Genomic DNA, 23,386 nt, shown 5'->3' with positions numbered 1-23,386 from the left:
TTAAAATGGGAAGAGCAACATTTTAAAAGCATTCCATGCTTTTTATCAATGGTAAAAATATTTATAAAATTTCAAAAGGCTATATTTACTTGAAAAATAAATTATTTGTTTTTATTTTCAAACCAAAAAATAAATATCCTTTTAAATCAAAATAATGATTTACGATCAAATAAACAACCACACAATTAATATCATGAATGACAATATTTTAAATCCCTGTTTACAGTGATTTTTATTATTAAATTTATTTTAAATCAAAGTACATCAATCATCGAACCTGATAAAAAAATAATCGGGTTATTTATTTATCAGGTCATTCATTTTTAAAGTAAATCTAATTTTTAGCCTTGACCCGTATGACCAAAACCACCTGCACCACGTTCCGTTGCAGCAAACTCTTGCACTTGTTCAAATTCAGCATGAACCACAGGAACAAGTACATATTGCGCCAAACGCTCGCCCGGCTCTAAAGTAAATGCTGTTTGACTACGATTCCAAACTGATACCATCAACTCACCTTGGTAATCTGAATCAATTAAGCCCACCAAATTACCTAAAACAATACCGTGTTTATGACCTAAACCTGAACGCGGTAAAATCAAACCTGCAAAGTGAGTATCTTCAATATAAATGGCTAAACCTGTTTTAACCAATACCGTTTGACCCGGTTCAATGACAGTCGCTTCATGTACACAAGCACGCAAGTCTAAACCTGCCGAACCCGAAGTCGCATAGGTTGGCATAGGCCATTCATTACCTAAACGTGTATCGAGTACTTTCACTTGAACTTTCATCTGTTCTTTCCTAATTGCATGGTTTAAAGAGTAAATTAACGCTTGATCAGCGCACGTAAATTTTCGAGATAATGCTGTGCTTGCAATTTTGGATCAATATTGCCTGCCAATTTTTTCTTACGACCCAGCCAGTCCAAATCATCTTGGGGTAACTCATCAAGGAAACGACTTGGTGTCATTTGCTTCATTTGACCACCATTTTTACGCTGTTCTGCCAGCGTCATGGTTAAGCCTTGACGTGCACGCGTAATCCCCACGTACATTAAACGGCGTTCTTCTTCAACGGTTTCTGCCGCAATCGAATTCTTATGCGGTAACAGTTCTTCTTCCAAACCAATCATATACACATAAGGAAATTCAAGCCCTTTCGCGGCATGTAGCGTCAACAGATTGACCTTGTCGGTATCTTCTTCTTCTTGTTGTTGCTCCAACATATCCAGCAACACCATCTTGCGAATCACGCTTTCAATGTTTTTTTCATCGACATCTTCAGCACGATTAATCAAACTTTGAATACTGCTATACAGCACTTCAATGTTATCTAGTTTGGTTTTCTCTTGCGCCGGCGTTGCGGCTTGCTCTTTGATGTAATCGATATAGCCTGCTTCATGCATCATCTGGCGAATGATCGGAACAGGTTCATCATCTTCCGTTAAATTACGGGTAAAGTTACCAATAAAATCGGCAAATTCAGCCAGTTGAGTGGTGGCTTTTTTAGGCATCACCATCGTCAAGCGCTGATCACCCGCGGCGGTTAATAACGACAAATGATTTTCTTGTGCAAATAATCCTAACTTTTCTAAAGTCACAGGGCCAATCGCACGTTTTGGCGTATTAATAATCCGTAAGAATGCACTGTCATCTTCTGGATTAATGATAATGCGCAAATAACTCATAATGTCTTTAATTTCAGCACGACCAAAGAACGACTGACCGCCTGACAATTTATACGGAATTTGCATTTGACGTAGCTGGGTTTCTAAAACCCGTGCTTGGAAATTACCCCGATATAAAATCGCATAATCTTTCCAATTTTTACCATTCATCAGTTTATGTGTGATGAGATCTTTTACCACGCGTTCCGCTTCATCATCGTCATTACGACAGGTAATCACGCGAATCACCTCGCCATGCCCCTTATCTGACCAGAGTTTTTTATCAAAAAGATGCGGATTATTACCAATCACCGTATTGGCGGCTTTAAGAATACGACTGGTTGAACGATAATTTTGCTCAAGCTTAACCACTTTTAAATTCGGAAAGTCATCTTTTAACAACGCCATATTCTCAGGCTTCGCACCACGCCACGCATAAATGGATTGGTCATCATCGCCTACGGCAGTGAATTGCCCCATCACACCGACCAGCAATTTCACCAAAATATACTGGGCCGTATTGGTATCTTGATATTCATCGACCAGTAAATAACGGACACGGTTTTGCCATTTGTCACGAACTTCGGCATTTTCTTGTAATAAACGTGTTGGCATAACGATCAAATCGTCAAAATCGACCGCATTATAAGCACGTAAATTACGCTCATACAGTTGATACAAATGCGCAAACTGGACATCGTCTGCTGTTTCACAGGTGGTATGTGCTTGTTCGGGTGGAATCAAATCATTTTTCCAATCCGAAATCATTTTCATTGCCTTGGCAATCAGTTCTTTGCTTTCTGCCCCCGATAAATTATCGCGGTGCATTAAGTCCATCAAAATGCGCTTACAATCATCGGCATCTAAAATGGAGAAATTATTTTTTAATGGCGTATGTTTAAGTTCTAAACGCAGTAAATTCAAACCAAAAGTATGGAAAGTCGAAACCGAAAGCCCTTTGGCTTCCTCACGAGACAATAACTTCCCGACACGTTCTTTCATTTCACGTGCCGCTTTATTGGTAAAGGTCATGGCTGTAATACGATGTGCAGGAATACCGCAGTTCTGAACCAAATGCGCGACCTTTCGTGTAATCACAGACGTTTTACCTGAACCTGCCCCTGCAAGTACTAACAAGGGTCCTTGAGTATATTTCATGGCTTCAAGTTGCTTGTCATTGAGTTGACTTGCCGACGACATAGTATTTCCTCGTTTTGATTCGAGCTAGATTATAGTCATCTGAGCCACGCTTGCATAACCTAAAATACAAATTTGACATTCATAAAAAAACCACCCGAAGGTGGTTTTTATGAGTAAACGAAACTTATTTAGTTTCGTAAACAGAAATCTCTACACGACGGTTTTGTTCACGACCAGCAGCTGTTGAGTTGTCAGCGATTGGAGAAGATGAACCGTAACCACGTGCAGTCATACGTGAACTTGAAATACCTTGTGAAGCTAAGTAGTTTTTCACAGAGTTCGCACGGTTTTGAGACAATGGGTTATTAATTGCATCACTACCCGTATTGTCTGTATGACCATGAATAACCAAAGCCAGTTTGCTTGAAGTACCATCTTCACGAAGAACTTTAGCAACGTCATTTAAAGCAGATTGGAACTGTGCTTGAATCGTAGACGAATTGGTTGCAAATGTTACGCTTGGCATAACAAGATTAATTGAACCATCTGGATTACGGCCTACATCAACACCTGTACCAGCCAACTCTTGACGAAGACGTTTTTCTTTCTTATCAAGAAGTAAACCCGCACCGCCGCCCACAACTGCACCAATCGCTGCTGCTTGACCCATTTTGTCTTTGTCGGCATTAGAATAGGCAATTCCTGCACCCAATAAAGCACCAATACCAGTACCGATGGCAGCTTTGTCATATTCCATATTTTGACAACCCGAAAGTGCCAAGGCCCCAACTACAGCTGAAATAACTAGTGCACGCATCGCATGCCTCCTTCTTGTGTTTTGTTGTATGCTGGAATGATGAATTAAAAAAAATCGGCACACCATTGATTTTTTGTAAATAACACAATCATTAGTTACATTTTGTAATATTTTATGTGAGTGTAGCGGGTGACTTAATCACAATTTCTTCATAGTTGGATGAATAGGCTTTTTTATTTCAAATTCTACACTTATATTAAAAGATGAAAAAAAGATTAAGTGACTTTATTTTAGGACTGTTTTATATGTCATCGCAAATTAAGAAACAACCTCTATTAAAAAAAATATCTCGAGGACTAACTGTTGGGTCGGTCATTACTGGAAGTACCTTTTTCCATGGCCCCCCTGTTCTTGCACTTGGCTTAACAAAATTAGTCAAAAAATCACGTAAAGTTGATGAAACCAATATTCAAATTACCAACAGTTGGTTAAGTATCAATAATTGGCTGATTGATCATGTGTTACCGCACTTGAAATGGGACATTAGCATTGCTGACGATTTAGAGCTGAGCATGCAAGGGCGTTACCTGATGACCTGTAATCATCAAAGTTGGGTCGATACCACAGTCAATCAATATTTTGGCTTAACCCGTATGCCACTGACGCGTTTCTTTACCAAATGGGAACTGATCTTTATTCCGTTCATTGGACCCGCCTTTAAAATTTTAGGTTTTCCAATGATGAAACGTCATTCCAAAGAACAGATTGCGGCAAATCCTGAGCTGAAAACCCGTGATCTGGAAGAATCTCGTAAAGCCTGTGAACAATTATTGAGTCAGCCTTTTACCTTACTCAACTACTTAGAAGGCACACGTTTTACCCCAGAAAAACATGCCAAGCAGCAATCACCGTATAAACATCTCCTCAAAGCCAAAGCAGGCGGCTTAGCTTTAGCCTTAAATATTTTGGGTGACAAAATTGATGCTCTGGTTGATATGACGATTGTTTATCCTGATGGCGCACCCGGTTATGGTGATTTTTGGTTAGGAGACGTCAATCGTATTGCGGTCAATCTGCGTAAAATTAACATTCCCCCTTGGGTATTAGCAGGCAATTATGAAGATGATGCAGCCTATCGTGAACGCTTTCAACAATGGGTCGATGAATTATGGACTGAAAAAGATCAACTGATTGAACAGATGAAACAGCAATATCAAACCACTCAAGCCTAAATTGGCGCAGCTTTAACCTACGATGCAGAACACTATGAAAACCAAGTCTAAATATCACCATCTAGATCCGAATAGTCTGTCCTTCAAACTATTTCTGATTTACGACATCTTTATGGTGTTTATTATTATTTTCAATCTGTTCTGCTTATGCGCCAATCTGTTCTTGATGAGCAATATCGGCATTTGGTTTTTTCAAAGCATTCATCTAATTGATGTACTGAACTTTTATCGTAGCCATTTACACCCTTGGGTGATCAGCACAGAAGCTTGGTTTATTGTATTTCTGATTGCCGAGTTGCTCATTCGTTGGGGCATTGCCATTGTGCAGCGCCACCATCAGCGCTGGTTTTTCTTTCCGTTTATTCATTGGTATGAAGTTCTCGCCATTATTCCCTATCTGCGCTTTTTACGTTTATTCCGTGCCGGCATCATTGCCTATCGTTTGCATGAAATGGGCTATAAAATCGTTCCCAAATCACTACAGCTTAAGGGCCAGTTTTATTACAACGTGGTGATGGAAGAACTATCGGATCGAATTGTGATTAATGTCCTTGATGGCATTAAAAATGAATTGGAAACCAGTTCGAGCCATAAAGTCATCATTCATGATTTGGTCGAACATCACCGTGTGTTGTTTGCCACAGCCCTTGCCGATATTTTGCAGGATACCCTAAGCACAGAATTACAGGCTCAGCGTCATGTGATTGCCAAAAATGTCGGAAACATTGTCAATCAAGCGATTGAAGACACACCGGAACTCACTCAGCTGCTCCGACTTATTCCTTTGGTCGGCAGTCGCATTGAACAGCAAATTCAAAGTATTGGACAACGTCTTGGGGAAAATATCACGCAGGGCTTGATTGATCCTTTCACACCCAATGTTGCTGAAAACGAAAATGACCCGAAAGATGAGCAAAATATTTATCACTATATTGCGAACAAAATCAGCACACTGGAAATTGAAGATAATCCACATTTGGAAAAACTGGTCGAATCTGCAGTTTTTGAAAGTCTGGCAGCTATCCGCAAGCAAGTCGCAGTCAAACAGTGGCTGATCCAGATGCAACAGCGGGATCAAGTTAAAGAATGATCATGAGATAAAAATATTGAAAACACAGCTAGAGAAAACATTCAATTTGTTCTAGGATTTGCTCTATTTACAACATTACTTCGACATAAAATGAATGAGTCAGAAGTCTTAAGGAATAATTATGGCTGATATACGGATTACAGGCAGAATGGTTAATTTTACCCGATTAACTTTTGACACCAATGATCACCATGCAATCCGCCAGCAATTGACTCAAATGCTTCAAGAGACTGCCTCTCACGGCACTCTGGTCATTATTGACAGTACAGTAGAACAAGAACTGATTGCGCTTATTCAGTTGTTAATTAGCCTCGATTTACAACCTATGGGCGTAATTGATGGCCTGCTGACAGCAGAAGCGCATGCGATTCAATTCCCTGTTCTACCCGCAGACAATAAATCTTTGCAGCGTATTAAAGCCACGAAAGAGCAAGTGGTTGAGGTCAAACCTGAATTTTCTGATGAACAAGCAGCCACGCCTGCAAAAGAAGAGCCAAACGCGCCCCGTATCGTCAATCATGTGACCTCTTATCACGATGAAATTTTACGCACAGGTCAATGTCTGGTACAAGATCATGGCGATATCATTCTCAATGCAGGGATTAATAGTGGTTCTGAAGTAATTGCTTCAGGAAATATACATATTTATGGTAGCGTCCGTGGTAGAGTCATTGCCGGCGCAGGCGGGAACCATGCAGCACGCATTTTCTGCCACTCCCTAGAAGCAGAATTGGTCTCTATTGCAGGCACATATTGTGTAGCAGATGACATTCCACAGCATGTCTTAAAAAAATCTGTACATATTTACCTGAATGACCAGCAAGAGCTTGTATTTGAAGTTCTAGAATTTTAATGTATAAATAAACACCAGAAGCCCCATATCAAAAAGGGGATTTGAACCATAACAGGAGTGGATTCGGTGGCGAAAATTGTTGTCGTAACATCAGGCAAAGGTGGCGTAGGTAAAACTACAACTAGTGCATCTTTTGCAACAGGTTTAGCCCTTCGCGGTCACAAAACTGTTGTGATCGATTTTGACGTAGGTTTACGTAATCTCGACTTAATTATGGGTTGTGAACGTCGCGTTGTTTATGATTTTGTGAATGTATTAAATAATGAAGCTCGACTTCAACAAGCCCTTATCCGCGATAAAGATATTGAAAATTTATACATCCTACCTGCATCACAAACCCGTGATAAAGATGCCTTGACCGATGAAGGTGTTGCACGTGTGATGGATGAACTTTCACAAGAGTTTGACTACATTATTTGTGATTCACCAGCGGGCATTGAACGCGGTGCAATTCTAGCAATGTATCATGCTGATGAAGCCATCATTGTGACCAACCCTGAAATTTCTTCAGTACGTGACTCTGACCGTATTATTGGTATGTTAGATAGCAAAACCAAGAAAGTGGAACAAAACGAAGGGCGTATCCGTAAGCATTTGTGTATTACACGATTCAATCCAGAACGTGCTGATAAACAAGAAATGTTAACCATTGACGATATTTCTAAAGATATTTTACGCGTACCAACTTTGGGTGTAATTCCTGAATGCAAAAGCGTATTACAAGCGTCTAATGAAGGTAAACCCGTAATTCTTTTCACTGAAGAAACAGCAGGTCAGTCTTACGATGATCTTGTGGCGCGCTTTTTGGGAGAAGAACGTCCTTACCGTCATATCACGGTAAAACCTAAAGGTTGGTTAGCACGATTATTTGGAGCGTAAAAAATGGCAGGATTCTGGAGTAAATTATTCAGCAACGATGATAAACCTTCAAGCGCACAAACTGCTAAAGATCGCTTAAAAGTAATTGTTGCCTCTGAACAAGGTTTAGGTAAACGCTTAAGCCAAGATAAAATTGACCAAATGAAAAAAGAAATCATGCAAGTGGTCAATCGTTATGTTCGCGGTGTGGATGAACAGCATATTCAAATGTCTGTTCGCTCTGAAGCAAATATCGAAATGTTAGAAATGAATATCAATTTGCCTGAAGAACGTTAATCTGATTTTTGATTAGTCAAGCAAATTGAATCAAGGCAAAATATGAGACTGGATTAGCAAAGTATTACTTTGCCCAGTCGCAAGGTGAGAAGCTATGCTTCGAGTGGACTGGATTAGCAAACTTAAAGCATTGCTTTAAGGATTTACCCAGTCGCAAAACGAGAAGCTATGCTTCGAGTTGGCAGAAGAAAGTGCTACTTTCCTCAACCTGCCGCATATTTTGCCTTTTTATTTTATTCATACCAAGGAGATTGCGATGGCATTATCTCAGCCAGCAACGTTCAACGAAGAATGGTCAGACGAGCGTGTATTTGCCTATTTAACTCAGCTTCCTCCTGTAGGCGTGAATGGTGATTTTCACGTGCTCTATCATGCATTCAAACATATGCGTCCAAATGATTACGAGCGTTTATTGACTCAATTCGTGACCGATGGTCGTGATGTCAATGCTACCAATCCTGAAGGTCAACGCATTCATGATGTGATTGCTGAATATCCTCGTCAACGGGATGGATTTTTAGAAGTTCTTGCAAAATTTGCATAATGTTGAAAAATAAAAAAAGCCCATCTGTTTGCATAAAATAGATGGGCTTTTTTTATGGTGAAATTTAAATATCATCTTAATTCAGCAAGATCATCAGCACAGGAAAGGTAAATGCAAAGCATAAAGTTTGCAAACTAATCACCCCTGCCATGAGCTGGCTATCTCCGTTAAAATAGCGCGTTAAAATATAGGCCGCAGATGCCGTGGGCAAAGAACAGAACACCACCAGAATAATCGTTTCAAAATCATTTAAATTCAGCATAGAACAAATCAAATAAGCCAAACATGGCACCAGCATTAAACGCCCCAAGGTATTCAATAATAGTCGCATATAATCATGTTTAAGCTGAGCAAACTGTAAAGCAGCGCCAACAGAAATCAACCCTAAAGGTAAACTCATACTGGCTAAAAATTTAAGCAATTGCTCCAAGCCAGAAAATAAAGACAGTTGTAGTAAGTTAAAAATAATCCCCACCACACAGCCTAAAATTAATGGGTTTTTAATCACAGAAAATAAAATCTGCCTAGGTTTTAACCCCTGTCCTTGTGAAAAAGCCAACACTGAAATTACATTGACCAAAGGAATCGCCAGCGCAATCATCATGGCAAACATTTGCATGCCTTGGGCACCAAACAGCAACGACATAATGGATAAGCCAATATAAGTATTAAAGCGAATCTGGCTTTGTACATACACACCAAAACGCGCTACTGGAATATGAAAAAATGCCCTCGCCAGCCATAAAGTCAAACTGCTCATGATAATAATGATAACGAGTGCCAATAACACTTGAGTCAGCGTTAACCATTCAAACTTCACATAAGCAAGATTATTAAAAAGTAATACGGGAAACAGAATCAAATAATTGAGTTTTTCAGTACCACGCCAAAATTCATCGCTTAAAAACTGAGTTCGTTTAAAAATATAGCCCATTGCAATTAAGGCCACTAAGGGAAATAGAGCGATGATAATATTCACGAATACATCCATTTGCACATAATATGCACTTTCACTTTGTCTAAGTGCACAATATAATACTCATTTACATTCATAACAAAATGAGTAAACACTCATATCAAAATGACTTTCACACAACTAGAAATTTTTGTTTTAGTGGCTCAATATCAAAGTTTTACTTTAGCCGCTCAACATCTGAACATTACCCAATCGGCTGTTTCACATGCTTTAAAATCTTTAGAAAAGCACTGGGCCGTTCGTTTAATGATTCGTGAGCAAAATCAAATAGAACTCACTCAAATTGGTCAGCAATTACTGCTACATGCCAAAGAGCTGTTGAATACTGCACAAATGATGCAACAACAAGTAAAAGCCTCGCATGGTATTCAGCAAGGAACCTTGAGAATTGGTTCCTTTGGTGCATCGGCGTCCATTCATTTACTGCCTGAATTACTCAAAGCGTACCGAATACGCTATCCTCATATTGAAATATTTATTGAGGAAGGTACTGACCTTGAAGTATCCCAGTGGATTCAAGAACGACAAATTGATGTTGGATTTGCGGTATTACCTCGCTCCCATTTAATAACTTACCCCTTGCTGCAAGATATTTTTATCGCACTCATCCCCAAAAGCTATCCTGTCTCAGAAAAAATCGCTTTAAATATTCAAGATTTGCAAGACTATCCTTTTATTATGACCAAGGCGGGCAGTCAAACCCATGTAGAGCAGTTGTTACGCCAATATCATGTTCAGCCAAAAATTCAATATCAATTGTCCCAATTATTGACCATTTTAAATATGGTCAATTTGCAGGAAGGCATTGCCATTGTTGCAGATATGTCGATGAGCTCCGAACTACTACGGTTACATCCGAATGTAGTGAAACGTCCCCTTATTCCAAACACTCAGCGTCAAATTGGGCTTGCAGTTAAAGATGAGAAATCCATCAGCCCCGCAACGAAAGCATTTATTCAATTGGCACAAGAAATGTTTTATTTTAAGCAATAAATATCATAAGAGCATTGATCACTAATTTGTATTTTGGGTAACGTCATTTAACTAAGGTTATTGATTTAAAAGTAAATGGTTACTATATTAAAAAATAAACCAAAAAAATAATGATCATGCAAAATCTAGAAAACACAAAAACTGAAGTCCAAATACTGAATATTGGTATCGAAGAACAAAAAATCATGAGCCTAAAACGGTTCATCTTCTTATCTATTATTTCTTTTGGCCTCTACCCCATTTGGTGGATCTTTGAAGCTTGGCGATTTTTCATGCAGAAAGATAGATTAGATATCATGCCTGCTATGCGGACAATACTCGCTTATTTCTTTATCTATTCGCTCTTTAATAAAATTCAAACATATGCTGAAAAGCAAGGCTATTCACAAAAAAATTTACCGCTCATGATGTGCATAGGATTTATCGTGTCATCCTTGCTATCAAGTCTGCCTGATCCTTACTGGCTCATTTCAGTATTCAATTTTGTTTTTCTCATTCCGGCATTTCAGGCGCTGAATTATGCAAAATTGAACTCGCAAGGGCTTCATGCCGTCCAAATAAAAAAATTCAGTCTGGCGCAAAAATTCTTGATTGCATTTGGGATTGTTTTTTGGCTTTTGATTTTAATGGCTTTATTTATTTTAGAAACGCCACAATAGACCTTTGCCTATTGTGGCGCCTTAATCATGGGGCATGCTATTAAACTAAAATTTCACGTTTCCCATTCGCGCCCATACCACTAACGATGCCATTTTCTTCCATTTGGTCAATGATACGTGCGGCACGGTTATAGCCGAGACTAAACTTACGTTGTAACGATGAAGTTGAAGCCTTACGCGTTTCTAAAACAAATGACACGCATTGATCATATAAAGCATCCCGCTCCGAACCCCCATCACCATCCTCAAAACCACGTGAAGTTGGTTCCTCATCGTAAGGGGTCAAAATTTCATCGACATAGTTAGGCGCAGCGCGTTCACGCCATGCATCACAGATATTATTCACTTCATCATCTGAAATAAATGCCCCATGCACACGCTCAGGCTCAATTTTACCCGGCCCAAGAAACAGCATATCACCATGACCTAAAAGGTCTTCTGCACCGCCTGCATCCAAAATGGTACGCGAGTCAATTTTACTGTTTACCCGTAAAGCCACACGGGTTGGAATATTGGCTTTAATCAGACCAGTAATCACATCCACCGATGGACGCTGTGTAGCCAACAATAAATGAATTCCCGCAGCACGAGATTTTTGCGCCAAACGGGTAATCATTTCTTCAGCTTTTTTACCCACCTGCATAATCATGTCGGCAAATTCATCGGCCACAATCACAATTGAAGGCAAAGGCGTTAAACGTGGCGCACGCTCTCCTACAACCGAATCACTCGCTTTCCACGTCGGATCAATGAGATCTTCACCATTAGCAATCGCTTCTTCCACCTTACGATTGTAATCTGCAAGTTTACGAATTTTTAAGTAAGACATCAGCTTATAGCGACGTTCCATTTCATTGACACACCAATTCAAGGCATTCACGGCATCTTTCATGTCCGTGACCACTGGTGTGAGCAAATGTGGAATATCGTTATAGTTGGCAAGTTCTAACTGCTTCGGGTCAATCAAAATTAAACGCAACTCATTCGGCGTATATTTCAACAACATCGATAAAATCATCGAGTTCACTGCCACCGATTTACCTGAACCCGTTGTACCTGCAACCAGCATATGCGGCGCTTTACCTAAGTCAGCAATGACTGGATTACCCGAAATATCTTTCCCCATTGCCATCGAAAGAATGCTATTTGGGTCGGTAAAAGCAGGAATGGTCAACAACTCGATCAAACGCACCATTTCACGTGTGCTATTCGGCACTTCAATCCCGATATACGGTTTACCCGGAATCACTTCAACCACACGTACAGATGCCATCGACATTGAACGCGCAAGGTCACGTGAAATATTGGTGACTTTAGAGGCTTTAACGCCCGGTGCTAAATCCAACTCAAAACGAGTCACCACCGGTCCCGGCTGTGCTTCTATAACTTTGGCTTTGACATTAAACTCTTGCAGTTTAATCTCTAAAAGTTCAGATAAACGCGCCAATTGTTCGGCAGTGAAGTTAACTTTTTTATTTGGATCAACCGAATCAAGCAACTCTAAACCCGGCAAGGTCGGTAAATCACGACGTTTTTGTGCCACTTGCATGGAAAGCGACATTGGTCGCCCCATTGAATCGGTCAAAGGTGCATCTAAGTCAAAATCATCTTCAGCCGACTCCACAACCTCTACAGGTTTACCCGCTGTCTCCTGCCAAACTTCACGAAACACATCTTTATTGGATGAAATTAATGCTTTTTCATCTTCTGAAATCATCGGTTGTGGGGGTTGAGTATTAATTTCTGCACGTACAAATGCTGATGATTGTGCATAACTGCTGCTTGTACGAGCTGGAGCGACTTGTTCCCGATCATCAGCTTCTAATAAGTCATCAACCAACAAATCATCCAGTTCGTCAAAATCATCATCTAATGCCGTATTTTTAGGTGTGCTATGCAATAAAGGTGAAGCTGCGATTGTTGATGATGCCAGTACAATCTTTTCTGTTGTCATTGATGGTGCAGGTTCAAGCGCTACAGGATTAAAAGGCGTATGAACATCTGTGGCTGTTTTTCCACTTGGCACGGCTGCAAGCAATTCATCAAAGATTTCATCATCATCCCAATCTAAATTTTGCTTAATATCAGATGCGACAGTTGATGCAGGCTCATCATGCACAACCGCTTTGAAATGTTCATTCGGCGTATGCTGTTCAGATTCTTCTGCTGCTCTTAATAAAGCATCAATATCTTGCTTATGTGTTTGGTCTTCATCTGAATTTAATGCACGCCAAACTTCACCCGTAGGGACAACACGTTGAGTCTTTTGTTCTAAACGATGGGCTTTTTCTAAAACTTGGTTGAATTCATCTTCATCTTCTTCATCAATAATCAGCTGTTGCTGAGCATGATGCTCTTTTTCAACCATATCATCGAACAAGCGCTCCGCAGCCTGATCTCGCACCATAGAGGATACGATTTGTACTTCACGATGTTCTGGCGCAACGGTGATGTTTTCTACTGCAACTTTTGCTTGAGTACTTGCCACTGATTTTTTGACTTCAGGGGCTGTACGATCAAATGCAGATTCTGTTTCAGGAACATTTTTATAAAATAAATCTTGTAAATAAGCAGGTGTTGCCTTGAGTGTCGCCCATGTTTTATTCCACTTCACACCAAATGCGAGGGTAAAAAGCACAAACCAAAAGACCACCAGAAAAACGGTTGCCCCATAAATGGTTAAAATTTGTGAAAGACTTTCACCCAATTCATAACCAATAATACCGCCTGATGAATTATCCAAAGTATCGGCAGGAACTTGCCAATACAAATACAATAAACTCGAGGTTGCCAATAAAATAAAAAATTGCGCGGCATAGCGAAACGGTTTATTTAAAAAACTGTAGGGCCACCAGACTTGAATGGCTTCAACGAATAAAAAGATTGGAATCAGTAAGCTTGCCCAGCCCAAGAAACCAAACAATAAATCTGCTATCCATGCGCCTGCGACACCACTGGCATTTGACACCTGTTGAGTATCACTGGAAATATGCATCCAGCCCGGATCAAAAGGCGTATAAGTCACTGTTGCTAGGAATAAATAAATTCCAAATGAGGCTAAAAATAATGTCATTATTAAGCGTTGTGCATAAACACTCGACACCGCAGTCATATACTGTCCTGTAACCAATTTTTCATTCATGTTTTTGTAAGAAACTAAGACAAAATAGTTTCGCAATTAAGCTCGATATTATGCACCTGTTGCAAGAAAAAAGATGCAATATTATGTAGGCGCTGTTGTTAACAAATCTTATGAATTAAGTATCTAGTACAGCGCTCTTCTTGTATATAGCTCAAATCGATTTCAATGATCAATAATATCGACATTGAACGGCCACAACTTGTATCGAGTTTCACGTATAATTCCACAAATTTCTAAATAAAAAAAGGATGCCGCGAATGAGCGCTCGTCACTCACGTTTGATTATTCTAGGTTCAGGCCCTGCAGGTTATAGCGCAGCGGTCTACGCTGCTCGTGCCAACTTAAAGCCAATGCTCATTGCAGGCATACAATTGGGTGGTCAATTGACCACGACAACTGAAGTTGACAACTGGCCGGGCGACCCAGAAGGTTTAACAGGTCCAGCACTCATGGAACGTATGCAAGCACATGCCGAACGCTTTGGCACAGAGATTGTATATGACCACATCAACGAAGTTGATCTAAGCGTTCGTCCATTCGTTCTAAAAGGCGATATGGAGGAGTTCACCTGTGATGCCCTGATTATTGCAACAGGTGCAACAGCGCAATACTTAGGTCTAGAATCTGAAGCTAAATTCATGGGTCAAGGTGTAAGCGCATGTGCAACCTGTGATGGTTTCTTCTATAAAAACCAAAAAGTGATGGTTGTCGGTGGTGGTAATACTGCGGTTGAAGAAGCACTTTATTTATCCAATATTGCGGCTCACGTGACTCTCGTTCACCGCCGTGACTCTTTACGTTCAGAAAAAATCTTGCAAGATCATTTATTTGAAAAAGAAAAAGAAGGCAAAATCAGCATTCTTTGGAATAACCAAGTCGATGAAGTTTTGGGTGATAAAACCGGCGTAACTGCGGTACGTTTAAAATCAACCACAGATGAAACAACTCAAGATGTAGACGTTCAAGGCTTATTTGTGGCGATTGGTCATAAACCAAATAGCAGCATGTTTGAAGGTCAATTGAACTTGCGTGATGGTTATATTCAAGTGCAAAGTGGTACATCTGGTAATGCAACCGCAGCTTCTGTTGCTGGGGTATTTGCAGCGGGTGACATCGCGGACAGCGTTTATCGTCAAGCCATTACTTCAGCAGGTTCAGGTTGTATGGCTGCACTAGATGCAGAAAAATATCTGGATGCTTTGGCTGACTGATTGAAATAAATCAATTCAATGCAACAAAAACCGTCCTCTCTGGGCGGTTTTTTTATATGATAAAAATCACAGCACCTTTTACCGCACATTCATTTTTCACTCAGGCTAAATTTTATGCATACCTTAGCACCATCAGAATTTATTTTTCCAGACCCGATTGAGTCTGATCCGGATGGGCAGGGACTGATTTGCATAGGTGCCGACCTCTCCCCTGCGACCTTATTTGAAGCCTATACGCATGGTCTGTTTCCGTGGTTTTGTGAAGATGAACCAATTTGCTGGTGGAGTCCTGAACCGCGTTGCATTATTCGTCCTCAAGACTATCATCCGAGTAAGTCTTTAGTTCGTAATATGAAAAAGTTTGATTATAAAATCACGATCAACCATGCTTTTGAACAGGTGGTTCGTTCCTGTTCACTTCCGCGCAGTTATGCTGAAGACACTTGGATTTCCGAAGACATTATTGAAGGTTATTGCCAACTCTTTGATGCTGGTTATGGTTATAGTATTGAAGTGTGGGATGAAGGTAAAGTGGTCGGTGGTTTATATGGTGTCACCATTGGGCATGGCTGTTTTGGCGAATCCATGTTTAGCACGCAAACCGATGTTTCAAAAATGGCTTTTTATACGTTAATGCGCATTGGTCAGGAAAATTACCTGCCTTGGATTGACTGCCAATTGGTCAATGATCACCTTTTAAGCTTGGGTGCCTGTACACTTTCTCGCCAAGCGTACCTTAATTCGTTACAAGATGTTGTTAAACAACCCCCTATCGATTGGAAAAAATATCAAGAAGGTGTATTTTCAAGTAAAACAATAGTGCAGCAAGCACGATTAATTGAATGACAATAATAGAGGGATCTTGCTATGAATTCGTATCACCCAAAGTCCCGATTAAATGATTTACAGTATTATATTACGCCACCCCATAGCTGTAGTTACCTAGAAAATAAGTCTGCACGGATGGTTTTTTTAGATCCTGCACACCGGATTGACGTGGTCACGCTATCCGAATTATCACGCACAGGCTTTCGTCGCAGTGGCGATTTTGTCTATCGTCCTGAATGCCATTTATGTCGACAATGTTTATCTTGTCGTGTGCCTGTAGCTGAATTTCAGATGAATAGTTCGCAAAAAAAGGCATTAAAACGCAATCAAGACCTCACGATTAAAATTACCCGTACTGCGGATGCCTCTGAAATTCATTACAACTTATATGAACGCTATATTAATGAGCGCCATTCGGATGGCGATATGTTTCCACCGAGTCTAGATCAATTTGAAAAGTTTTTAGTGCACAGCTGCACAGAGAGTTTTTTTCTAGAATTTTGGAAAGATGATCGATTAATTAGCGTATCTAGCTGTGACCCTTTAGATGATGGTCTTTCCGCAGTCTATACTTTTTTCGATCCCGATGAAAATCGCCGCTCTTTAGGTGTTTTTGCAGTACTTAAACAAATTGAACATGCCAAAGCTTTAAACTTACCCTATGTCTATTTAGGCTATTGGGTGCCTCATTCAGATAAAATGAATTATAAGTCTCAATATGTGCCTTTAGAATTATTGATTGATGGGCAATGGCGACGTTTAAATCGCATGCTAAATCCAGAAGAAATTCAACAATTGGGAAACTCACTCATGACGACATTGCCCTCTGGCTGGAACAACCCAATTATTAAATAAGCGTTTCTTTCTTATTTAAACAGTTGTGAAAAATCATCACTGCATGATTTGACCATAATAATGGCATGCTCACGAGTACCATTCGCATTAGGATAATAATTTTTACGTAAATCGATTTGATGAAAACCTGATTTTTCATACAGTGCGATCGCCGCTTGATTACTTTCTCGCACTTCTAAAAAAATTTGCAGCGGATCATTTTTCAATTGCGCAATCGAAGCTTCAAGTAATTGATAACCCAATCCTTTGCCTTGTTGACTTGGATGAACAGCCATCAACAAAAGATTTGCTTCATCCAAAACGGGTTGTAAGATACAAAAACCAACCACCTGCCCTTGCTGTTCAATCACGGTACTGTGATAAGAATCTATCGACTCTTTAAATTGTTGTTCCTTCCAAGGATGAGTTTGAACCAGTTGTTCAATTGCGGTCACTGCCGCGAGATCAGAGGTATACATTGAACGTATCATGTGTAGAAACAACTTTTTAATTCAGTCGCTTATATTATAAAGCATCAGCTCACAACACCAATACAAAAAAGGGCAATTTTGTTTGCCCTTTCAATATAAGCACTCGAATCAGAATCCCAATTTTAATTTCCAGTCTGCCAATAACTGATCTGTATTGCTATCATTTGGATGGAAATTAGGACGGAAGAAATCTAACAACTCAGGAATTTGGCGAGTAATAAAACCTTTACGACCATACATAAATTTCAACATATATTTACTGTCTTTCCATGTCAATTTTCGGTCAGTTTTCATTAATTGCGCGGTAAAATAAGATTGCGTTATAAAAATGAGTGTCATAGCAAGAATCATTGCTGTTGCACGCATTCCATATGCTTTCAGACCACGTCCATACATTGCTGTATAAACATCAAACACCACCGCTTTATGTTCATTTTCTTCAACTGCATGCCACATCCATAACTGATACATGGTTTTATTGTTAAAAATGGCCTGAACATCTTCATTTTGTAATAATTCAGCAGCAATGACTGCCGTAAAATGCTCTAAAGCACACGTCCCTGTTAAATCAATCATTTCCTTGCTAAAACCAAATGGCTTTAATAATTGAGCAACGACTTTTGTGCCTGTTTTAATGACTTTTGCGGTCTGATTTTCCATCGTTCTAACATCATAGCCATATGCTTGGGCAGAAGAATTAAAAGCCAAATGCTCTTTAGAATGCATAGCTTCTTGGCCAATAAAAGCACTAATTTCCCTTTGTAAATCAGGATCACTGAGTTTTGGATTTTTGCGTACAGCACGGGTACTATCCACAAAAAACTGCTCACCTTCAGGAAATAAGGCAGATAATGCAGTCATAAAATGCGTAAGTCCCGCATCGCCGCCTGCCCAATAACGTGCCACTTCACCAAATTCAAAATCCATGCGACGAACAGGAAAACTCGCACCCGCACGATTTGAAATATTTACTTTAGCATTCATGCCTATTACTCCTCATATTCTTTTTATGACCACTCTTGATTCATCATACGAGTTTAAATTGAGAGAATAAGGGCAGATCAGGTCAGAGAAATATCACATAGGGACAGCTTTAGAATAAATTGTTAGACAATGATTAAGTTTATAATTTTAAGGCAATAAAAAAAGCGCCCCAAAGGAGCGCTTTTTTCACACAATCAATACTTATGCAGTTACTTTAGCAACAACACCAGCACCAACTGTACGACCACCTTCACGGATCGCAAAACGTAGACCTGGGTCCATTGCGATTGGGTGGATTAATTCTACTGACATTTCTACGTTGTCACCAGGCATAACCATTTCCACGCCTTCTTGTAATTGGATTGCGCCAGTTACGTCAGTTGTACGGAAATAGAATTGTGGACGGTAACCGTTAAGGAATGGAGTATGACGACCACCCTCTTCTTTAGAAAGTACGTATACTTCAGCATCAAACTTAGTATGCGGTTTGATTGTACCTGGTTTAGCAAGTACTTGACCACGTTGAACGTCTTCACGTTTAGTACCACGTAGTAAAACACCACAGTTCTCGCCAGCACGACCTTCGTCAAGCAATTTACGGAACATTTCTACGCCAGTTACAGTTGTTACAACTGTGTCACGGATACCAACGATTTCAACTGATTCGCCAACTTTAACGATACCAGATTCAACACGACCAGTAACTACAGTACCACGACCAGAGATAGAGAATACATCTTCGATTGGCATAAGGAATGCTTTATCGATCGCACGTTCTGGTTCAGGAATGTAAGAATCAAGCGCAGCAACCAATTCGATTACAGCAGATTCGCCATAAGGACCTTCGTTACCGTTTAACGCTTGAAGCGCTGAACCACGGATGATTGGAGTGTCATCACCTGGGAAGTCATAAGTAGAAAGAAGTTCACGAACTTCCATTTCTACTAATTCAAGTAATTCTTCGTCATCAACAAGGTCACACTTGTTAAGGAATACAAGAATGTAAGGTACACCAACCTGACGAGACAAAAGGATGTGTTCACGAGTTTGTGGCATAGGACCATCAGTCGCAGCACATACAAGGATCGCACCGTCCATTTGAGCAGCACCAGTGATCATGTTTTTAACATAATCGGCGTGACCTGGGCAGTCTACGTGCGCGTAGTGACGAGTTGGAGAATCGTATTCTACGTGTGAAGTATTAATGGTAATACCACGTGCTTTTTCTTCTGGTGCAGAGTCAATTGCTGCGTAGTCTTTAGCTTCACCGCCGTAGTTTTTTGCACAAATTGTTGCAATCGCAGCAGTTAAAGTTGTTTTACCATGGTCAACGTGACCAATTGTGCCCACGTTTACGTGTGGCTTATTACGTTCAAACTTAGCCTTAGCCATGAGATCTTCCTTTTTAAACTACCCATGGGGGTTAACCCATGAGCACTTGGTTTTTAACTATGAATTAGTTTGGGCTTATAGTAATCGAAAGATTACTCGTCGTCACCTTTTTTACCGCCAGATTGGAACTTAGAAATGATGCCTTCAGCCACGTTACGTGGAGTTTCAGCATATTTAGCAAATTCCATAGAGTAGGTCGCACGACCTTGAGACATAGAACGCATTGAAGTTGCGTAACCAAACATCTCAGCCAATGGAACTTCAGCTTTAATTGCTTTAGTACCACCAGGTAAGTCTTCCATACCCTGAACCATACCACGACGACGGTTTAAGTCACCCATGATATCGCCCATGTAGTCTTCTGGAGTTTCTACTTCAACTTTCATGATTGGTTCAAGAAGGATAGGATCCGCTTTCATGAAACCATCACGGAAGGCATAAGAACCTGCCATTTTGAACGATAATTCGTCAGAGTCGACATCATGGTAAGAACCGTCGAATAATGTCGCTTTGATACCCACAACAGGGTAACCAGCCAATACACCATTCTTCATACGTTCTTGAATACCTTTATCAACTGCGCCGAAGAATTCTTTAGGTACAACACCACCTACAACTTCTTCAACGAATTGGTATTCTTTACCAGCTTCTTCAACATCCATAGGCTCTAAACGAACATATACATGACCGAATTTACCTTTACCACCTGTTTGACGTACGAATTTACCTTCTTGCTCAACAGTCTTTTTGATTGTTTCGCGGTAAGCAACCATTGGTTTACCAATGTTCGCTTCAACGTTAAATTCACGTTTCATACGGTCAACAAGGATGTCAAGGTGAAGCTCACCCATACCCGCAATAATTGTTTGACCAGATTCTTCGTCTGTGCGAACACGGAACGATGGATCTTCTTTCGCCAAACGACCTAAAGCGATCGACATTTTTTCTTGGTCAGCTTTTGTCTTAGGCTCTACAGCTAAAGAAATTACTGGCTCTGGGAATTCCATACGCTCTAGAGTGATGATGTTTTTCTCATCACATAGTGTATCACCAGTGGTAACGTCTTTAAGACCTACACATGCAGCGATATCACCAGCGCGGATTTCTTCAACGTCTTGACGATCGTTCGCGTGCATTTGCACGATACGGCCAATACGTTCACGCTTAGATTTAACTGGGTTATATACTGGGTCGCCTTGTTTAAGCACACCAGAATAAACACGTACGAAAGTTAAGTTACCTACGAACTTGTCATTCATGATTTTGAATGCAAGTGCAGAGAACGGTGCTTCGTCAGATGCTTCACGAATCGCTTTAGTTTCAGCTTTGTCGTCAAGAATACCTTCGATAGGCTTAACTTCAGTCGGTGATGGTAAGAATTCAATTACAGCATCCAACATACGTTGAACACCTTTGTTTTTGAACGCTGTACCACAAAGCATTGGTTGGATTTGACCAGCCAAAGTTTGTGCACGAATACCTGCAACGATGTCTTCTTTAGAAAGCTCACCTTCTTCTAGGTATTTGTCCATCAACTCTTCAGAAGCTTCAGCAGCCGCTTCTACCAAGTTAGTGCGCCATTCTTCAGCAGTTGCTTGAAGTTCAGCAGGAATTTCACCGTATTCGAACTGCATACCTTGAGAAGCTTCATCCCAAATGATTGCTTTCATTTCAACTAGGTCAACAACACCAGCGAATGTATCTTCAGCACCAATTGGAATTACTACAGGTACAGGATGAGCACCTAAACGCGTACGCATTTGTTCAACAACACGGAAGAAGTTTGCACCAGTACGGTCCATCTTGTTCACGAATGCTAAACGAGGCACTTTATATTTATTTGCTTGACGCCATACAGTTTCAGACTGAGGTTGAACACCACCTACAGCACAGTAAACCATGCACGCACCGTCAAGAACACGCATAGAACGCTCAACTTCAATTGTGAAGTCAACGTGTCCTGGGGTGTCAATTACGTTAATACGATGTTCTGGGAATTGTTTACCCATACCAGACCAGAAACAAGTTGTAGCAGCAGAAGTAATGGTAATACCACGTTCTTGCTCTTGTTCCATCCAGTCCATTGTTGCTGCACCATCATGTACTTCACCAATTTTGTGAGATACACCTGTGTAGAACAAAATACGTTCAGTAGTCGTGGTTTTACCCGCATCAATGTGCGCAGAAATACCAATGTTACGGTAACGAGAAATTGGGGTTTGACGAGCCATGATTTCTTGCATTCCTAAATTTTGTTGTTTAAAACAGGACGCTTTAAGCTGCATAGCAACTTAAAGCGATTCGATGACAATTCAGTGAAACTGACTCACCACCCTCCTGACTAGGGGCTGTTTTATCCGCTTAGAAACGGTAGTGAGAGAATGCTTTGTTGGCTTCAGCCATACGATGCACATCTTCACGTTTTTTAATAGCTGAGCCTTTACCTTCAGCTGCATCAAGCAACTCACCAGCAAGACGTAAAGCCATAGTTTTTTCAGAACGCTTAGCAGCAGCATCTACTAACCAGCGCATAGCTAAGGCAGTACGACGGGATGGGCGTACTTCCATAGGCACTTGATAAGTAGCACCACCAACACGGCGTGCTTTTACTTCGACCATAGGACGAACTTTTTCAAGAGTAGTCTCGAAAAATTCAACTGGGTCTACTTTACTTTTTTCTTGAACGCGGTCTAAAGCACCGTAAACGATACTTTCAGCAATAGATTTTTTACCATCTTGCATTACGTGGTTCATGAATTTAGCGATTGTTTGGCTGCCGAACTTAGGATCCGGAAGGATTTCACGGGCAGCGACTACGCGACGTCTTGGCATTTTAATACACCTATAAATATGACACTTCAGGTTTATCCAGCATGAGTACAAAGTGTCATGTACTGTTCGCTGGCCTTACTACACGTCGCTTGAATTTCACAAAATTAAATGCAGAAATCAGACAAGCGAGACGATAAAGGATTGCGGTTCTACGTTCTTAAGAAAATGATCTTATTAAAAGATTATTTCTTAGGACGTTTAGTACCGTATTTAGAACGAGACTGGTTACGATCTTTAACACCAGCGCAGTCTAAAGAACCACGAACGGTATGGTAACGTACACCTGGTAAGTCTTTAACACGACCACCACGGATAAGAACAACACTGTGCTCTTGTAGGTTATGGCCTTCACCACCGATGTAGCTTGATACTTCAAAACCAGAAGTTAAGCGAACACGGCAAACTTTACGCATTGCTGAGTTAGGTTTTTTAGGTGTAGTTGTGTAAACACGTGTACAAACACCACGACGTTGTGGACAAGCCTTCAACGCAGGAACTTTTGATTTTTCAATCAAAGTCGTACGACCCTTACGGATCAACTGATTTGTTGTTGCCATTTGGCAAATCTCCCGTTAATAAAAAGCCTCAAAAAAATACTACTTTT

At 40.4% G+C, this 23,386-nt stretch carries 22 protein-coding genes; 11 read left to right on the top strand and 11 right to left on the bottom strand.

Going from position 1 to position 23,386, the window contains the following annotated elements; genetic code table 11:
- Positions 1 to 341 precede the first annotated feature (341 nt).
- From dut to F994_RS00565, 3 genes are all read right to left on the bottom strand, one after another.
- Positions 342 to 794 carry a dUTP diphosphatase gene (gene dut / locus F994_RS00575; protein ID WP_004648037.1) on the bottom strand — a complete coding sequence of 151 codons (453 nt, stop codon included), beginning with the start codon at positions 792 to 794 and terminating at the stop codon, positions 342 to 344.
- Between the two features lie 35 nt (positions 795 to 829).
- The gene (gene rep, locus F994_RS00570) at positions 830 to 2,869 is read right to left on the bottom strand and encodes a DNA helicase Rep (RefSeq protein WP_004648036.1); all 2,040 of its coding nucleotides are present in this window, start codon (positions 2,867 to 2,869) and stop codon (positions 830 to 832) included.
- 124 nt (positions 2,870 to 2,993) lie between these two features.
- Positions 2,994 to 3,626 (bottom strand): YiaD family glycine zipper/OmpA-like lipoprotein, encoded by a 633-nt coding sequence (locus F994_RS00565; RefSeq protein ID WP_004648035.1) that lies wholly within the window; start codon positions 3,624 to 3,626, stop codon positions 2,994 to 2,996.
- A 245-nt stretch (positions 3,627 to 3,871) separates the two neighbouring features.
- On the opposite strand from F994_RS00565, the gene F994_RS00560 reads away from it, so the two are divergent.
- The 6 genes from F994_RS00560 (at position 3,872) to F994_RS00535 (ending at position 8,440) form a co-directional block, all read left to right on the top strand.
- Positions 3,872 to 4,798, top strand: coding sequence for an acyltransferase (locus F994_RS00560; protein ID WP_004648034.1), 927 nt, complete (start codon positions 3,872 to 3,874; stop codon positions 4,796 to 4,798).
- Positions 4,799 to 4,820: 22 nt separating this feature from the next.
- Positions 4,821 to 5,888, top strand: coding sequence for a hypothetical protein (locus tag F994_RS00555; protein ID WP_034696413.1), 1,068 nt, complete (start codon positions 4,821 to 4,823; stop codon positions 5,886 to 5,888).
- Between the two features lie 121 nt (positions 5,889 to 6,009).
- Positions 6,010 to 6,741 carry a septum site-determining protein MinC gene (gene minC, locus F994_RS00550; RefSeq protein WP_004648032.1) on the top strand — a complete coding sequence of 244 codons (732 nt, stop codon included), beginning with the start codon at positions 6,010 to 6,012 and terminating at the stop codon, positions 6,739 to 6,741.
- A 66-nt stretch (positions 6,742 to 6,807) separates the two neighbouring features.
- Positions 6,808 to 7,620: a septum site-determining protein MinD gene (gene minD, locus F994_RS00545; RefSeq protein ID WP_004648030.1), complete on the top strand. Its 813-nt coding sequence runs from the start codon at positions 6,808 to 6,810 to the stop codon at positions 7,618 to 7,620.
- A 3-nt stretch (positions 7,621 to 7,623) separates the two neighbouring features.
- On the top strand, positions 7,624 to 7,896 hold the full coding sequence (gene minE, locus F994_RS00540) for a cell division topological specificity factor MinE (protein ID WP_004648029.1): 273 nt from the start codon (positions 7,624 to 7,626) through the stop codon (positions 7,894 to 7,896).
- Between the two features lie 256 nt (positions 7,897 to 8,152).
- Positions 8,153 to 8,440: a PA4642 family protein gene (locus tag F994_RS00535; protein WP_004648028.1), complete on the top strand. Its 288-nt coding sequence runs from the start codon at positions 8,153 to 8,155 to the stop codon at positions 8,438 to 8,440.
- Positions 8,441 to 8,516: 76 nt separating this feature from the next.
- On the opposite strand, the gene F994_RS00530 is transcribed toward F994_RS00535, so the two are convergent.
- Entirely contained in the window at positions 8,517 to 9,431 is a 915-nt protein-coding gene (locus F994_RS00530; RefSeq protein WP_004648027.1) for an AEC family transporter, read from the bottom strand.
- 90 nt (positions 9,432 to 9,521) lie between these two features.
- Here F994_RS00530 and F994_RS00525 point away from each other — a divergent pair, with 90 nt between their 5' ends.
- Together F994_RS00525 and F994_RS00520 are read left to right on the top strand one after the other, a co-directional pair.
- The gene (locus F994_RS00525; protein WP_004648026.1) at positions 9,522 to 10,409 is read left to right on the top strand and encodes a LysR family transcriptional regulator; all 888 of its coding nucleotides are present in this window, start codon (positions 9,522 to 9,524) and stop codon (positions 10,407 to 10,409) included.
- 116 nt (positions 10,410 to 10,525) lie between these two features.
- Positions 10,526 to 11,068, top strand: coding sequence for a hypothetical protein (locus F994_RS00520; RefSeq protein WP_004648025.1), 543 nt, complete (start codon positions 10,526 to 10,528; stop codon positions 11,066 to 11,068).
- A gap of 40 nt (positions 11,069 to 11,108) precedes the next feature.
- Here the strand turns inward: F994_RS00520 and F994_RS00515 are convergent, their stop codons facing one another.
- Entirely contained in the window at positions 11,109 to 14,180 is a 3,072-nt protein-coding gene (locus tag F994_RS00515; RefSeq protein WP_004648024.1) for a DNA translocase FtsK, read from the bottom strand.
- Between the two features lie 287 nt (positions 14,181 to 14,467).
- Between F994_RS00515 and trxB the strand changes: the two genes are divergently transcribed.
- From trxB to F994_RS00500, 3 genes are all read left to right on the top strand, one after another.
- Positions 14,468 to 15,421, top strand: a complete 954-nt coding sequence (gene trxB / locus F994_RS00510) for a thioredoxin-disulfide reductase (protein WP_004648023.1) — start codon at positions 14,468 to 14,470, stop codon at positions 15,419 to 15,421.
- 114 nt (positions 15,422 to 15,535) lie between these two features.
- Positions 15,536 to 16,267, top strand: coding sequence for a leucyl/phenylalanyl-tRNA--protein transferase (gene aat, locus F994_RS00505; protein WP_004648021.1), 732 nt, complete (start codon positions 15,536 to 15,538; stop codon positions 16,265 to 16,267).
- A gap of 21 nt (positions 16,268 to 16,288) precedes the next feature.
- Positions 16,289 to 17,104, top strand: coding sequence for an arginyltransferase (locus tag F994_RS00500; protein ID WP_004648020.1), 816 nt, complete (start codon positions 16,289 to 16,291; stop codon positions 17,102 to 17,104).
- Positions 17,105 to 17,115: 11 nt separating this feature from the next.
- On the opposite strand, the gene rimI is transcribed toward F994_RS00500, so the two are convergent.
- The 6 genes from rimI to rpsL form a co-directional block, all read right to left on the bottom strand.
- Positions 17,116 to 17,574: a ribosomal protein S18-alanine N-acetyltransferase gene (gene rimI / locus F994_RS00495; RefSeq protein ID WP_004648019.1), complete on the bottom strand. Its 459-nt coding sequence runs from the start codon at positions 17,572 to 17,574 to the stop codon at positions 17,116 to 17,118.
- A gap of 108 nt (positions 17,575 to 17,682) precedes the next feature.
- Positions 17,683 to 18,558: a metal-dependent hydrolase gene (locus F994_RS00490; protein ID WP_004648018.1), complete on the bottom strand. Its 876-nt coding sequence runs from the start codon at positions 18,556 to 18,558 to the stop codon at positions 17,683 to 17,685.
- Between the two features lie 201 nt (positions 18,559 to 18,759).
- Positions 18,760 to 19,950: an elongation factor Tu gene (tuf, locus tag F994_RS00485; RefSeq protein ID WP_004648017.1), complete on the bottom strand. Its 1,191-nt coding sequence runs from the start codon at positions 19,948 to 19,950 to the stop codon at positions 18,760 to 18,762.
- A 92-nt stretch (positions 19,951 to 20,042) separates the two neighbouring features.
- Positions 20,043 to 22,181 carry an elongation factor G gene (gene fusA, locus F994_RS00480; protein WP_004648016.1) on the bottom strand — a complete coding sequence of 713 codons (2,139 nt, stop codon included), beginning with the start codon at positions 22,179 to 22,181 and terminating at the stop codon, positions 20,043 to 20,045.
- Positions 22,182 to 22,311: 130 nt separating this feature from the next.
- Positions 22,312 to 22,782, bottom strand: coding sequence for a 30S ribosomal protein S7 (rpsG, locus tag F994_RS00475; protein WP_004648014.1), 471 nt, complete (start codon positions 22,780 to 22,782; stop codon positions 22,312 to 22,314).
- A 182-nt stretch (positions 22,783 to 22,964) separates the two neighbouring features.
- A complete protein-coding gene (gene rpsL, locus F994_RS00470) occupies positions 22,965 to 23,339 on the bottom strand; it encodes a 30S ribosomal protein S12 (protein WP_004648013.1) in 375 nt (124 codons plus the stop codon).
- Positions 23,340 to 23,386: the final 47 nt, after the last annotated feature.

This window comes from Acinetobacter bohemicus ANC 3994 (assembly GCF_000367925.1).
Taxonomy (GTDB): domain Bacteria; phylum Pseudomonadota; class Gammaproteobacteria; order Pseudomonadales; family Moraxellaceae; genus Acinetobacter; species Acinetobacter bohemicus.
This window is presented reverse-complemented; position numbering and strand designations above follow the sequence as displayed.